Source organism: Nocardioides sp. NPDC023903 (genome assembly GCF_040639295.1).
Taxonomy (GTDB): Bacteria; Actinomycetota; Actinomycetes; order Propionibacteriales; family Nocardioidaceae; genus Nocardioides.
The window spans coordinates 132,879-146,883 of record NZ_JBEZZS010000011.1; the positions used below are offsets into that span (position 1 = coordinate 132,879).

The window sequence follows — 14,005 nt, forward strand, 5'->3', positions numbered from 1 at the left end:
ATGACTGACGCACGCACCGAGATCCTCGCCCGAGTCCGCGATGCACTGGCCGGCTCAACGATCGACCTCGGCGAGACCAGCGTCCCTCGGGACCTCGCGCCCGTCGCGACCCCCGAGGTCGTCGACCTCTTCGCCGAGCGCGTGGCCGACTACCGTGCGGTCGTCGAACGCTGCGGAGCCGAGGACCTCGAGGACCGCATCGCCGCCGCGCTGCCAGCCGGCCAAGTGGTCGTACCGCCCGGCCTGTCGGTCCAGGTCCCCGGCGCCATCGTCGACGACGGCACCCTCACCGCCGCGGAGCTGGACCGGATCGCCGCGGTCGTCACCGAGGCCCGCGTCGGTATCGCCGAGACCGGAACGATCGTCCTCGACCACGCCCCCGACCAAGGCCGCCGAGCCATCTCGCTCGTCCCCGACACCCACATCTGCGTCGTGCGCGAGGACCAGGTGGTGGCCGACGTCCCCGACGCCATCGGCATCCTGGACCCCGCTCGCCCCCAGACCTGGATCAGCGGCCCCTCGGCCACCAGCGACATCGAGCTCGACCGCGTCGAAGGCGTCCACGGCCCCCGCACCCTCCATGTCCTGGTGGTGGCCCCCCGAAAAGTCACTTCCTGACGCCGAGAAGTCAGTTCTTGGCCCCGACACGTCGATTAATGACGCCGAGGAGTCAATTTCTGCGCGGGAGGACCGCCACCGGAAATCGACTCCTCGCGCTCAATAATTGACGCCTCGGCGTCAGAAACCGACGTCTCGCCGGATTGACCGGATCCGGCCATGCCCCTTCCCGATCGTGTGACGGTGGTCATAGTCTTCGGAGTGCTCTGAAACGTATCAATCACGATCCGGAGGACCCCCATGAAGCTCCGCCTGGCCGCGATCGTGATCAGTGCGCTCGTCGTCGCGGTACCAGTCCCGGCTGTTGCTGTCGACGGCGCGGCAGCCACCGACCTCACCGTCTCGCAGCTGCCCTCGCCGCGGGACGTGGAGGACCTCAGCTCGCCGCTGTTGGCCTGGCACGTTCCCTTCGCCGAGCAGAGCGCCTACCGCGTGCAGGTCGCCCGGATCAGCGAAGGCATCGGCGCCGCCGGGGTCTGGGACTCCGGTCGAGTCACGTCCTCGGCGAGCACCAACGTGCCCTACGCCGGCCCGGCGCTCGAGCCCGAACAGACCTACCAATGGCGGGTACGCACGTGGGATAGGCGCGGAAAGAGCTCGGACTGGTCGACCGCCTCCACTTTCACCACCGGTCCCGGCCAGGAGTGGGGCCAGGCCCAGCCCATCTGGCTCGCCCCGTCCCGCACGGTCACCTGGGGTGACGTCACCATCGACACCACCTTCCGGATCACGTCCCAGAACGCCACCATCGCCTTCCGCGCCTCCGACGCCAGCAACTACTACATGTGGCAGTTCCGCGGCGACGGGGTGAACACCTTCGCTCCCCACAAGCGGGTGGGCGGGACCTTCACCCAGCTCGACTCGGTGCCGCTGCCCGAGCCCCTCGTCCGCGACACGTCCTACCGGCTGCGCATCCAGGCAGAGGGCGCCACCATCCGCACGTGGCTTGACGACACCCTCATCGACACCCGCACCCTCACCGACTTCGCTGCCGGCTCGGTCGGCTTCCGCACGGGCGGGTCCGAGCGCAACGCGTGGGACGACCTGACCGTCACCTCCACCTCCGGGGAGGTCCTCTACGCCAACGACTTCTCCGCCAGCAGCGACTTCGCCTGCGGCGCCGCGGTCGGCGGCTGGCTCGAGGTCGGCACGAACGCCAACTGCGTCTACGGTGTCGAGTCGCAGGACTGGGCCTTCCTCCGGCACGAGTTCACGCTGCCCGACAAGCCGATCGCGGCCGCCACCTTCTACGCGACCGCATCCTCGACCGCACCGGGCCGGCAGTACGTCTACAAGGCGTGGCTCAACGGGAAGTTCGCCGGCCTCGGCCCGACGCAGCCGATCCGTGGTGAGGCCCGATACGACGGCTTCGACGTGACCGCCGCGCTGCGACCGGGAGCCGAGAACGCGATCGGCGTGCTGGGCTGGACGAGCAGCGACCGGCGCTTCCTCGGGCGGCTCGTCGTGGAGTACGCCGATGGCACCCGTGACGCGATCGTGAGTGGTCCCCAGTGGCGGAGTCGGTCCGGTGGCCTCGTCTTCCCCTCCGCCGGCAGCATCGGGACCTCGTTCTTCTCGGCACCGAAGGAGAACCTGCAGTCGGCCCACTGGCCCGAGGGCTTCGCCGAGCCGGGTTTCGACGACTCCGGCTGGAGCGACGCCGCGGTGCGCCCGGCTTTCGGCGACCTCCGGGCAGCCCCCACGGCGAAGGTGGAGCAGCAGCTGAGGACGCCGGTCAGCGTGGTGGAGAAGGCGCCCGGCCACTACTTCATCGACTACGGCCGAACCTGGATCGGCGGTCTCTCCCTGGATGTCGAGGGCACCGCGGGGCAGGTGCTCGACCTGCGATTCGGCGAAGAGCTGTCCGCGCCTCAGACGGTGCGGTACGCCATGCGTACCGGCAACACGTACCAGGACAAGTGGACGCTGCGCGACGGTGAGCAGCACCTGGAGACCTGGGGGATGCGGGTCTTCCGCTACGCCGAGGTCATCGGTGCTCCCACCGGCCTGGGTGCCGACGACTTCCCCGCCCTGGCGCAGATCTACCCCTTCGACACCGACGAGGCGGTCTTCGACTCGGCAGACGACGACCTCGATCGCGTGTGGGCGCTGTCGCGCAACACGATCGAGGCGACCAACCACCACCTCTACGTCGACTCCTGGAGCCGCGAGCGCGGCGCCTACGAGGCCGACAGCTACCTGCAGATGATGGCCAACTACTTCGTGTCCAGCGACCCGACTCTGGGCAACTACTCCCTGGAGTACCTGCTCACCCGCAGGACGTGGCCGACCGAGTGGCCGATGTACACGATCCTGGCCTTCCACGACTCCTGGCAGCAGACCGGCGACACCGAGGCTCTGGCCCGCAACTACACCGCCTTGCAGCAGAAGCTGCCGCTCAAGTGGGTCGAGCCGTCCACGGGACTCATCCGCAAGAACACCGGATCCAACGGCGGCAACTCCTGCACCGACTGCGACATCGTCGACTGGCCGGGGTCGGAGCGCGACGGCTACGTCTTCCGCCCCTACAACACGGTCATCAACGCGATCGGCCACCGGTCGTTCCGCGACATGGCGGAGATCGCGACAGCGCTGGGCCACGACGACGACGCGGCGACGTACACCGCCATCGCCGACCGGCTCCGGAACGCGGCCAACGACAGTTTGTGGGACTCGGCCAAGGGTGCCTACCGAGACGGTCTCAACGCCGACGGCACCCCGATCCAGCACTGGGCGATCCAGGCCAGCGTCTTCGCCACGGCGTTCGGACTCGCCCGAGGTGAGGTCGCGCAGCAGGCCGCGGACTACATCGGAACCCGTGGCATGGCCTGCAGCGTCTACTGCGCCGCTTTCGTCCTCGAGGCTCTCTACGACGGTGACCGGGGAGATGTCGCGCACCAGCTGCTGACGAGCACGGGGCTCCGCAGCTGGCTCAACATGATCGCGAAGGGAGCCGGCGCCACCGCCGAGGCCTGGGACACCTCGCTGAAACCGAACATGACGTGGTCGCACCCTTGGGCGGCGTCACCGGCGTACAACGTGCCCCAAGGCATGTTCGGCATCGAACCCCTGGTGCCTGGCTACGAGGAGTTCCGCGTCCGGCCACAACCTGCCGGGGTCCCGTGGGCACACGTCACCCTGCCCACCCTCCGCGGACGCATCGGTGCGGCGTACGCCACGACCGACCGCGGCATCGACGTCGGCGTGAGCGTTCCGGGCAACTCTCGGGCCGAGGTCTTCGTACCGTCGCCGTCCGGCGAGCAGGCGTTCCTCGACGGGCACCCGGTGCCCGCGACGCGTGAAGGCTCCTACCTGGTGATCCAGGACGTGCCCTCCGGTTGCCATGTGATCAGCACGAGCTCCGGGGAGAGCCCGGAGGCCGATCGGCTTCGCGCAGTCTGCTGAACCTGAAGGCTGTGGCCGGACCCGGCCACAGGAACGTATCAACTCGCTCGGAGGACCCCATGAAGCTCCGCCTGGCCGCGATCGTCACCAGCGCCCTCGTCGTCACCAGCCTCGCGGCGGCCGTGACACCGACCGGTGCCGCGTCCGCCAACACCGCGCCCGGCGCACCCGCCGGTCTGAACGTCGACGACCTCACCCGACCGCTCAACACCGACCTGACCCCACGGTTCGGCTGGCTGCCCCAGGACAGCGACGCCAACGAGGTGCAGAGCGCCTACAAGATCGAGGTACGCGACGCCGCCGGTGAGATCGTCTGGGACTCCCGCAAGGTCACCTCCGGGCAGCAGTCCTACGTCGACTACGCCGGCGAGAAGCTCGAGCCCGGCAGCCGCTACACCTGGCGGGTGATGACCTGGGACCGCGGCAAGCTGCCGTCGCGGTGGTCGGCCAGGGCCGCGTTCGAGACCGGGCTCGGCGACGGCGACTGGGCCGGTGCGAGCTGGATCAGGCGACCACCGGGCACAGCGACCAACCCCGCCCAGGAGCGCGACGAGTGGACCCTGGCCCGCACCGAGGTCGAGGTCCCGGACGGCAAGATCGTCAGTGCCCGCAGCTACCTGGCCGCCAGCCACACCGCCGAGCTCTATCTCGGAGGCGAGCAGGCCGACCGGATGAGCAACTTCGGCTACCCCAGCGAGGGCTACTACCAGGCCGCGGACGTCACCGACCTGGTCACGCCCGGCGAGACCCTCGCCCTCGGCGTCAAGCTCCACTGGTTCAGCGGCGGCCAGGGCCGCGCCGCGGGCATCCCCGGCGTACTCCTGAAGCTCGAGCTCACCTACGCCGACGGTGAGACGACCACGATCGTCACCGACGGCTCCTGGAAGGTCCGCCGCGGCCCGTACGTCATGGTCGGCACCCGCAACGGCGAGGGCCTGTGGATCGAGCACCTCGACGGCCAGGCCGCCCAACAGATCGGCGACTGGACCGCGCCCGGCTACGACGACTCCCAGTGGTCCGGCGCCGTGGTCGTCGGCGCGCACCCGGTGGCGCCGTTCACCCACCTGGAGGGCCAGCAGACCCGGCTCGAGGAGACCGTCGTCCACCCCGAGCGCATCCTCCAAGCCGCCGACGGCACTCCGGTTGCCGACTTCGGCAGGATCATCCCGGCAAGGCCCGGGGTGCACTTCGAGGACGGTGTGGCTGGGAGACAGGTCCCGATCCGGGCCGGCTACGAGCTCGCCGACACCGGCCGGGTTTCGACCACAGGCCTGTCGACGCAGAGCACCAACATGTCCTTCCCCTACACCCAGGCCGCGGGCACGCAGGACTACCTGGCGGTCGGCCACCTGGGCTTCCGCTACCTCGAGATCCCGGGCGCGGGGGAGGAGATCACCACCGAGGACGTGACCGCGACCGTCGTCCACGCCGCGTACGACGAGGACGGCGCCGCCACCTTCGAGAGCTCCGACGCGACCCTCGACGACGTGTGGGACCTGATGGACCGCTCGCTGCGCTACTCGGTCCAGGAGACCTTCGTCGACACCCCGACGCGCGAGCAGGGCCAGTTCCTGCACGACACCGCCAACATCTCGATCGGCCTGATGTCCTCCCAGCGCGAGCGGGTCGCCTCCCGCCAGGCGATCAGGGAGTTCCTGCTCAGCCAGGAGCGCTACTGGACCACCGGCAACGACGCCGGCCGCTACAACGCGGTCTACCCCAACGGCGACGGCAAGCGCGACATCCCCGACTTCACCGAGGTCGTCCCCGACTGGATCTGGCGCTACTACCTCGAGACCGGCGACAAGGCTGTCCTGGAGAACGCCTACGACAACCTCACCGCCACCGCCGGCTACATCCGCCGCCACATCGCCACCAGCGGCCCGACCCAGGGTCTGGTCACCAACCTGTCCGGCGGCTCTGGCCAGTACCTGTACGGCATCGTCGACTGGCCCGCCCACGGCCGCTTCGGCTACGACATGACCACCGCCGCCAGGACCACGGTCAATGCGCTCGGCGTCGACGTACTCCGCAAGGTCGCGCTGATCGGCGAGAAGTTGGACCGCCCCGCCGCCGAGGTCGCCGCCCTCCGCTCGGACGCCGACGCCCTCGCGACGCGGATGAACCAGACGCTGCGCAAGTCCGACGGGACCTACGTCGACGGCCTGCTCGCCGACGGCACCCAGTCCGCCCACGCCGGCCAGCACGCGACCTCGTACGCCATCGCCTTCGGCGTCGCACCGGCGCAGGACGTTCCCGCGCTCGGTGAGCAGATCGCCTCCCAGGGGATGAAGCAGGGCCCGATGACCGCGCACGTGCTGCTCGAGGCCGTCGCCGAGGCTGGTGCCGGCGAGAGTGTCCTGAACCTGCTGACCAACGAGGACGACTACGGCTGGGCCGGCTGGCTCGCCGACGGCGGCACCTTCACTCCCGAGGCCTGGGAGCTGAGCGGCTCGGCCAACAGCGCGTCCCACGGCTGGGGCTCACGCGGCATCGTCGACGTCACCGAATCGGTGCTCGGCATCCGCACCACCGCCCCCGGCGCCGCCGAGGTCGAGCTCAGCGTCCCGGCCACCGGCCTGACCCACGCCAAGGGCTCCGTGGTCACCCAACGCGGCCGCGTCGCCTCCGCCTGGACCCGCACCGCCGACGACCTCACCCTCCGCGCCACGAACCCGGTCAACGTCACCGCGGTCGTACGCCTCCCCGAAGGCTCCTACCTGGCCACCGGCCCAGGGACCGCCCCGGAGCGCCTCGGGACCGAGAACGGCATCACCTCGTACCGGATCGGCTCCGGTCAGTGGACCTTCGAGAAGGGAGCCTGAGAGCCATCTCCCTGTTCCCCGACGCCCACCCTGCTGTTCCCTCCTGAGGAGGTCACCATGCCCCAACCCACCCGCCGCGGGCCGTTGCTGATCGCGGCCAGCCTCTCCGTCGTGGCCACTGTCGCCACCGTCCTCGCCCCGCTCGGTGCGCCTGCCGATGCGCTGCCGGAGCGTCCGGACAGCGCGTTCGTGCAGCAGTTCACGGCTGCGGACACCAGTCATGGCGCGATGTTCCGCTGGTGGTGGACGTCGGCGGTCGACGCCGATGTCGCGGTCCAGCAGCTGCGCCAGGTCGCCGCCGCCGGTTACAAGGGCGTCGAGATCGCCTTTGTGATGGACGGCGTGAGCTACGTCGTCGACACCGACAAGCACGAGTACGGCGACGCGGGCTGGCGTGGGGCTGTCCGGGCGGTGCTGGCCGAGGCCAACCGCCTCGGAGTTCAGGTCGACCTGACCCTCGGTGGTCGCTGGCCCGCGGCGGTTCCCGGTCTCGACGTGTTCAGTGAAGCTGCGAGCCAGGAGCTCACCACGGGCAATGCTGTCGTCGCGGCGGGGGCCCGGTTCGACCAAGCGCTGCCGCAGCCCACACCTCTGACCTACGAGGACCGCACCATGGAGGACGGCAAGGTGGTCACGACCTCCCGGACCTCACCGGCGTCGTACGTCGCTGCGACCGCGACCCGGTGCGTGGATGCGTGCGACGGCGCGACGCCGGTCCTCGATCTCGAGACCGTGGTCGACCTGAGTGCGGACGTCACCGACGGGAACCTCGATTGGACCGCGCCGGCGGACGGGACATGGGTCGTGACGTCGTACTGGCGCCGCGGTACGGCCCAACGCAACGACGCCCCCTTCGGCAGCTCGCTCTCGCCGTGGTCCGAGCCCGAGTCGCGGGTGGTGGACCACTTCGGCGCGGCCGGCACAGAGGCCATCCTGACGTTCTTCGGTGGCCTGCTGGACGGCCCGACCCGGCGCCTGCTGCGCAAGAACGGCGGCTCGCTCTTCGAGGACTCCCTCGAGCTGAAGCACGCCCAGGCCTGGACACCGGCCTTCCTCGACGCCTTCGAGGAGACCAACGGCTATCGGATCGAGCCCTACCTGCCGGTGCTGGCGAAGCTGGACGCCACGGGACCGTTCGCCGAGCCGGAGGCCCGCTACGCCTGGGCCGCCGGGCAGGACGAGGTCGCCACCCGGGTCTCGCATGACGTCGAGGCGACGCTCGACGACCTCTACGTCACCGAGCACGTGCGCCCGATCCGGGCGTGGGCGAACAAGATGGGCCTGGGCTTCCGTGCTCAGCCCTACGGTGAGGCGATCGACCTCGGCGGTGCCGCGCAGGAGCTGGACGTCAGCGAGTGCGAGTCGCTCGGCTGCACCGAAGACCAATTCCGTGCCCTTGCCGGCGGTGTCACCGCTGCCGGCAAGGCCCTGCTCAGCAGCGAGATGCTGCCGGGCGGCTTCGGCAACCTCTATGGCCACACCCCGGCCGAGATCGCCGCGCTGGCCAACAAGGAGTACTCCTTCGGCGCCAACCAGATGGTCTTCCACGGCCTGCCCTACCGCGACCTCCCGCCGGCCGCAGACGGTTCCCAGGTCGACACCGCCGCGGCATGGCCGGGCTTTCACGCCTTCAGCGCGCGGATCGGAGAGGCCTTCGGTCCGCGCCAGCCTGCTTGGACGATCGAGCCAACGATGGGCGACTACTACGCCCGCATCCAGCAGGTGCTGCAGGCCGGCACAGCGCGCTACGACGTCGCGGTTCTCGACGGGGGCGTTGCCTTCCTGGGCGATACTGATCTGACCTACTCGTACCTGACGGCGGACAGCCTGGCAGGCCTGCCGGTCGTTGCCGGGCGGCTCGCCCCGGACCGGGCATCGTACGGCGCCCTCGTCGTCGGGAGCGATCCGATCGACTTGGCGACGGCCAAGGAGATCGAGCGGGTCGCCGCCGCCGGTCTGCCGGTCGTCGTCCTGGACGGAGGGCCGCAGCGCGTCGCCGGATATGCCGCGAGCGCAACGGACGCTGCCGCGGAGGACTCTGCGATCGTCGCGGTGTTCGACCGGATCGCCGCACTTCCCACTGGGTTCGAGGCCACCGATGGAGCCGCCGCAGCGACGCTCCTGGAGCAGCGGGTAGTGCCGTCGGCCGACGGACTTGCGGCCGATGTCGAGGCCGTACGCCGCGTGTCCGGTGCGGCGACCTTCACGGCTCTCTTCAACCGCGGAACCGACGAGTCGTCGACGAAGGCGTCCCTCCTGGCCCCGGGTGGCACGGTGCCCTACCTGCTCGATCCGTGGTCGGGCAAGGTCACCGCGATCAGCGACTACAAGCGGGCCGGCGGCCGGATCGAGATCGACCTCGACCTCGCGGCCGGCGACTCGGCGCTCGTGGCGCTCGCAGGCCAGTCCTTCGCCCTCGGCGCCCAGCCGGCAGTTGGTGCCGCGACGAGCAACCCGGGCAAGGTCGCGCTGACTGACTGGTCCCTCAGCCTCGACGAGTACCTTCCGGGCGGGGCCGACGACCCGTCGTACATCACCCGCCACGTCACCCGGACCATCGACGACGTCGAGCTCGCTCCGTGGAGCGACATCGAGGGGATCGAGGATGCGGTCGGCGTCGGCACCTATCGCACCACTGTGAGGGTGTCGAAGCAGGTCGCCGCAGTGGGCACGGTGCTCGATCTCGGCGACGTGGCGGGCGCCTACCGCGTGAGGCTGAACGGCAAGCTGCTGTCGACCCCGGACCAGCTGAACCATGTCATCGACCTGGGCTCTCGCCTTACCCCGGGTGCGAACACGATCGAGGTCGAGGTCGCGAGCCCTCTCCTGAACCGGCTGCGGATCACTCGCCCCGACGAGTTCGGGGATCGGGCGCGGACGGTCAACGGCCTGCTGGGGCCCGTGATGCTGAAGCCCTACGCCGCGCCGTGATTCCCGCTAGCCTGCCGCAGTGCGCCGAATCGCCATGCTCGCCGCGGGTCTCCTGGTCGGGTCGACCCTGGCCGCCTGCGGCACGACCGAGCCGCGCGAGGCGGCCTGGCCCGACGGGCTGACCGCCTACCTCGACCAGACCCGGCTGCAGCGCAACACCGGTGAGGCGTTCGTACGCCTCGTCAACGACACCGGCGCCTCGATCGAGGTCTCACGCGTCGAGGTGAGCAGCGACCGGTTCCGGGCCCGATGGACGGGCTCGGAACCGGTCGACCCAGAGATGGACTTCGACTTCGACATGCCCCGCGGGAAGTGCGGCGAGGGCGGCGACGCCGACCTGACCCTCACCTGGCGCGAGACCGGCGACGAGGGGGAGTGGCGCACCAGCATCGGCAGGGCCGAGGACAGGTACGCCAACGTCGATCGCCTCCTCGACCGCGACTGCGCCGAGCGCACCCTGACCGAGGCCGCCGACATCACCGTCGGCGAGCCGCGGGTCGAGGGCGAGGGCAAGCAGAGCGTGTTCGTCCTCCCGGTCACGTTCGCCCCGACCGAGGCGCTGCCGGACGTCACCTTCGACGGCTGGGAGGGCACGGTGCTCTTCCAGCTCGCGGCCGAGACACCCACCTGGCCGCGAGCAACCCCGCAGCCGATGACGGGCGAGCCGACCACACTGGAGCTGAGGGTCCTGCCCGCCCGGTGCGACCCGCACGCCCTGGCCGACGACAAGGTCGGCAGCCTCTTCCGCGTCCACGTCGCCGGCCCCGATGTCCCGGACGGCGCGAACTACTTCCTCCCGCTCAGCAAGGCGCAGAAGACCGCCCTCTACGACTTCCTGCCCGGCTACTGCGGCTGGGAGTGAGGCTCAGCCGAAGAGCGGCCCGAGCGCCGCCCTCGCGAGCAGGAACCCGACGATCCCCACGGCCCACGCAGTCGCGCTGGCGGCGTGCTTGACGAGCCACCCGTCGAGGAGGGCCAGTGGTCGCTCCACCAGGGGCGCGGCGAAGACGCGCGCGGCGGTGAGCAGGAGCGCCGGAGCGATCATCACGGCGCAGTAGCCGAGCACCCACAGCCCCGACACCGGCCAGTCCGGCCCCTGGGTCCCGATCACCCCGATCGCGGCGAGGTAGGGGAGCATCGAGGCGGCCTCGACCAGCCCGGCGAGCACCGCCAGCGCGGCGAGCGCCGAGGCCGAGCCGGACTCGGAGGCGACCGCCCGCTCGCGCCAGCGGAGCAGACGCCGCGGCGGCTCCGCGGCATCGGTTCGGCCCTTCATCGACCTGGGCGGGTCCAGCTTGAAGCTCCACGCGAACAGGCCGACGCCGACGAGCAGCTGTCCCCACAGGAACGGACGCGAGTCGCGCAGCCCGGTGAGCGCGTCGGCCACAGCCGAGCCACCCAGCAGGATCGCGATGCCGAGCAGCGCATAGAACCCGGCGATCGCGCCCAGGTAGACCAGGATCCGTCCGGGCCGCACCCGGCCGGGTGCCATCAGCAGCCACACCGGGATCAGCAGGGTGCCGAAGCTGGTCGAGTCGATCAGCGCCAGCACCGCCAGCGCAAGGTACGTCGCCGCGCCGCCGAGGTCGCCGGTGAGTGGGCCGAGGTCGATGTCCATGCGCCGAGGCTCGCGTGCGCCCGGCCTCGCGCGCGTCGGCCGAACCGGTGATCCTTCCGCGCGGGGATACATCCTTCGGATGACCCCGGGAAGGCGGCGTACGTGCTGAGATGGGGTCGTGGACCGCCTGACCCTGCTGCAGCAGCTGCCCGCGGCGCTTCTCGGCGGTGGCACGAGCCTGCGCGCCGCGGACCGTCGGCTGGCCTGGCTCGACGCCGTGGTCGTCCTCGCCGCCGGTCTCGCGCTGCACGCGCTCGGCCAGGTCGGCGGCGTACGCGGCCTGCACCCGTTCGGCATCGACCTGGACACCGTGCCGACCTGGTGGCATCTCGTCCCGCTCACCCTCGCCGCCGGGGCGCTCGTGCTCAAGCGGCGCCGGCCGCTCGCCGTGCAGACCGTCGTCGCCCTCTGCTTCGGGGCAGACCTGATGATCGGGGGCAGCATCGCGATGGTGGTGGTGCTCTGGGACGCGCTCTTCGCCGGCCAGCTGCACGGGTCGCCGCTGGCGCGACGCATCGCCGCTGGGGCCGTCGGGGTGGCCATCGCGGCCGCGGTCGTCGCCTCCGCCGCGGCCACCTCCGACCCACGCACCCCACTCGTGCTCGCGCTCACCCTCTTCGCGATCGTCGTCACCCCGATGTGGTGGGGCAGCAACGTACGTCAGGGCAGCGAGCTCGCCGACGCCGCCGATGACCGGGCCCGGCTCGAGCGGGAACGCAGCTCCGCGCTGCTGCGCCTGGCCGACGCGGAACGGCACGACGCGGTACGCGCCGAGCGCTCCGCGGTGGCGCGCGACCTGCACGACGTCGTCGCCTCCCACCTGTCGGCCATCGCGCTGACCTCGGGTGCGGCGCTGGCCGGTGAGCACGATCCGGAGCGGGACCGGGCGGCGCTGCGGTCGGTGCGGGCGGAGAGCCTGGCCTCGCTGGACGACATGCGCGCGATGATCCGCGTCCTGCGCTCCGACGGCGATCCCGGCGACGCCGAGGACCTCACCGCCGCCTCCCGCGCCACCAACCTCGGCCCCGTCCTGGAGCAGGTGCGCCTGGCCGGTCTGCCGCTGCGGATCGACGACCCCGGCGGGCTTCTCGACGGCGCCGACCTCTCGCTGCCGGTCGCGGTCGACCATGCCGTCTACCGGATCGTGCGCGAATCCCTGACCAACGTGCTCAAGCACGGCGGCGGCCAGACCCACCTGCGCCTGGTCCCCGGAGACGCCCTCGAGATCGAGGTGACCGATGCCGGCGCCGCCAAGGAGCCCGAGGCCGGGACCGGCACCGGACTGGTGTCGATGCGCGAACGCGCCGAAGCGCTCGGTGGCACGTTCGAGGCCGGCCCCGACGGCCCCGGCTGGCGGGTCCGGTCGATCCTGCCGCTCCCAGGAGCGAGCGCATGATCCGCGTCCTGCTCGCCGACGACCACGCCGCCATCCGCGCCGGCCTGCGCATGCTGCTGGCCACTGCCGGCGACATCGAGGTGGTGGGGGAGGCCGCCGACGGTGCGACCGCGGTCGCCAACGCGAGGGCCCTGCGCCCCGACGTCGTACTGATGGACGTACGCATGCCTGGCACCGACGGCGTGACCGCGACCCGCCAGGTCGTGGAGGAGGGACTCGCCGACGTACTCGTGCTCACCACCTTCGACCTGGACGAGTACGTCTTCGGTGCCCTCCGCGCCGGCGCGGCCGGGTTCCTGCTCAAGTCGGCGGAGGCGAACGACCTGGTCGACGCGGTCCGGCACGTCGCAGCTGGCGACGGCGTGGTCGCCCCGGAGGTGACCCGCCGGGTGCTCGCCGAGCTCGCCGGCGCGCCGGACCGATCGGCCCCGGCGGCCGCGCCTGACGCACTCCTTCCCGCAGATCTCACGCCCCGGGAGAGGGACGTGCTCGCGGCCCTGGGACAGGGTCTGTCCAACGCCGACATCGCCGAGCGGCTGGTGATCTCCGAGGCGACCACGAAGACCCATGTCTCCCGCGTCCTGGCGAAGCTCGGGGTCGCATCCCGGGTCCAGGCGGCGATCGTCGCCCGCGAGGCGGGCATCGTCTGAAGACGCGCTCACCCCCCAGAGTTCACCGGTTCGTGACCTTCGGAGCCCCCATCCGGACGAGTCAGGTAGCAGAATTACCAACCGTCCGTAACGCACACACTGGAGGATTCATGTCCGGGAAGAACCGCTCCGTGCTCACGATGATCAAGCTGCTCCTCGCAGGTCTCGTCGCCACCACCAGCCTGCTCGGCGGCAGCGTCGCGCTCGCCCCCGCCGCCCAGGCCGACTGGATCGAGAGCTGCACCCACAAGGGCTGCGCCGAGGCCCTCGACTCCAACGAGGTCTGGGCCTCGCTGGGCTACCCGTCCAACCGTGGCTGGCACGACTGGCCGCCGACCGGCACCTGCAACTTCTCCGGTGGCACCTACAACAACTACGAGGGCGAGCTGCCCTCGGGCCACTCCTACCTCGAGTTCGACGTGACCCCGCGCGAATGCGGTGCCCAGCGTCAGTCCTACCGACTCGTGGTCGACACCACAACGGGTGACGTCTACTTCACTCCCGACCACTACAGCACCTTCTACTTCCTGGTCTGAGCGTTCTCGCAACGGGCCTCTGACCT

Annotated in this window: 9 protein-coding genes; 8 read left to right on the forward strand and 1 reads right to left on the reverse strand. The window is 70.8% G+C overall.

The features are described 5' to 3' along the window. The 5 genes from AB0F44_RS14355 (at nt 1) to AB0F44_RS14375 (ending at nt 10,641) form a co-directional block, all read left to right on the forward strand. The gene (locus AB0F44_RS14355) at nt 1–618 is read left to right on the forward strand and encodes an LUD domain-containing protein (protein WP_357356428.1); all 618 of its coding nucleotides are present in this window, start codon (nt 1–3) and stop codon (nt 616–618) included. 240 nt (nt 619–858) lie between these two features. After that, a complete protein-coding gene (locus AB0F44_RS14360; RefSeq protein WP_357356430.1) occupies nt 859–4,023 on the forward strand; it encodes a family 78 glycoside hydrolase catalytic domain in 3,165 nt (1,054 codons plus the stop codon). 59 nt (nt 4,024–4,082) lie between these two features. Beyond that, a complete protein-coding gene (locus tag AB0F44_RS14365) occupies nt 4,083–6,848 on the forward strand; it encodes a family 78 glycoside hydrolase catalytic domain (RefSeq protein ID WP_357356432.1) in 2,766 nt (921 codons plus the stop codon). 57 nt (nt 6,849–6,905) lie between these two features. After that, nucleotides 6,906–9,779, forward strand: a complete 2,874-nt coding sequence (locus AB0F44_RS14370; RefSeq protein ID WP_357356433.1) for a glycosyl hydrolase — start codon at nt 6,906–6,908, stop codon at nt 9,777–9,779. Between the two features lie 19 nt (nt 9,780–9,798). Continuing rightward, nucleotides 9,799–10,641, forward strand: coding sequence for a hypothetical protein (locus AB0F44_RS14375; RefSeq protein ID WP_357356435.1), 843 nt, complete (start codon nt 9,799–9,801; stop codon nt 10,639–10,641). A gap of 3 nt (nt 10,642–10,644) precedes the next feature. Here AB0F44_RS14375 and AB0F44_RS14380 read toward each other — a convergent pair whose 3' ends face one another. Then, nucleotides 10,645–11,397 (reverse strand): GAP family protein, encoded by a 753-nt coding sequence (locus AB0F44_RS14380; RefSeq protein WP_357356437.1) that lies wholly within the window; start codon nt 11,395–11,397, stop codon nt 10,645–10,647. 118 nt (nt 11,398–11,515) lie between these two features. Between AB0F44_RS14380 and AB0F44_RS14385 the strand changes: the two genes are divergently transcribed. The 3 genes from AB0F44_RS14385 to AB0F44_RS14395 all read left to right on the forward strand — a co-directional run bounded on the left by AB0F44_RS14385 (nt 11,516) and on the right by AB0F44_RS14395 (nt 13,979). After that, nucleotides 11,516–12,793, forward strand: a complete 1,278-nt coding sequence (locus AB0F44_RS14385; RefSeq protein WP_357356439.1) for a histidine kinase — start codon at nt 11,516–11,518, stop codon at nt 12,791–12,793. Further along, nucleotides 12,790–13,443: a response regulator transcription factor gene (locus tag AB0F44_RS14390; RefSeq protein WP_357356441.1), complete on the forward strand. Its 654-nt coding sequence runs from the start codon at nt 12,790–12,792 to the stop codon at nt 13,441–13,443. The genes AB0F44_RS14385 and AB0F44_RS14390 overlap by 4 nt, the downstream gene beginning before the upstream one ends. Before the next feature lie 110 nt (nt 13,444–13,553). Then, nucleotides 13,554–13,979 (forward strand): ribonuclease domain-containing protein, encoded by a 426-nt coding sequence (locus AB0F44_RS14395; RefSeq protein WP_160028510.1) that lies wholly within the window; start codon nt 13,554–13,556, stop codon nt 13,977–13,979. The last annotated feature ends 26 nt before the right edge of the window (nt 13,980–14,005 follow it).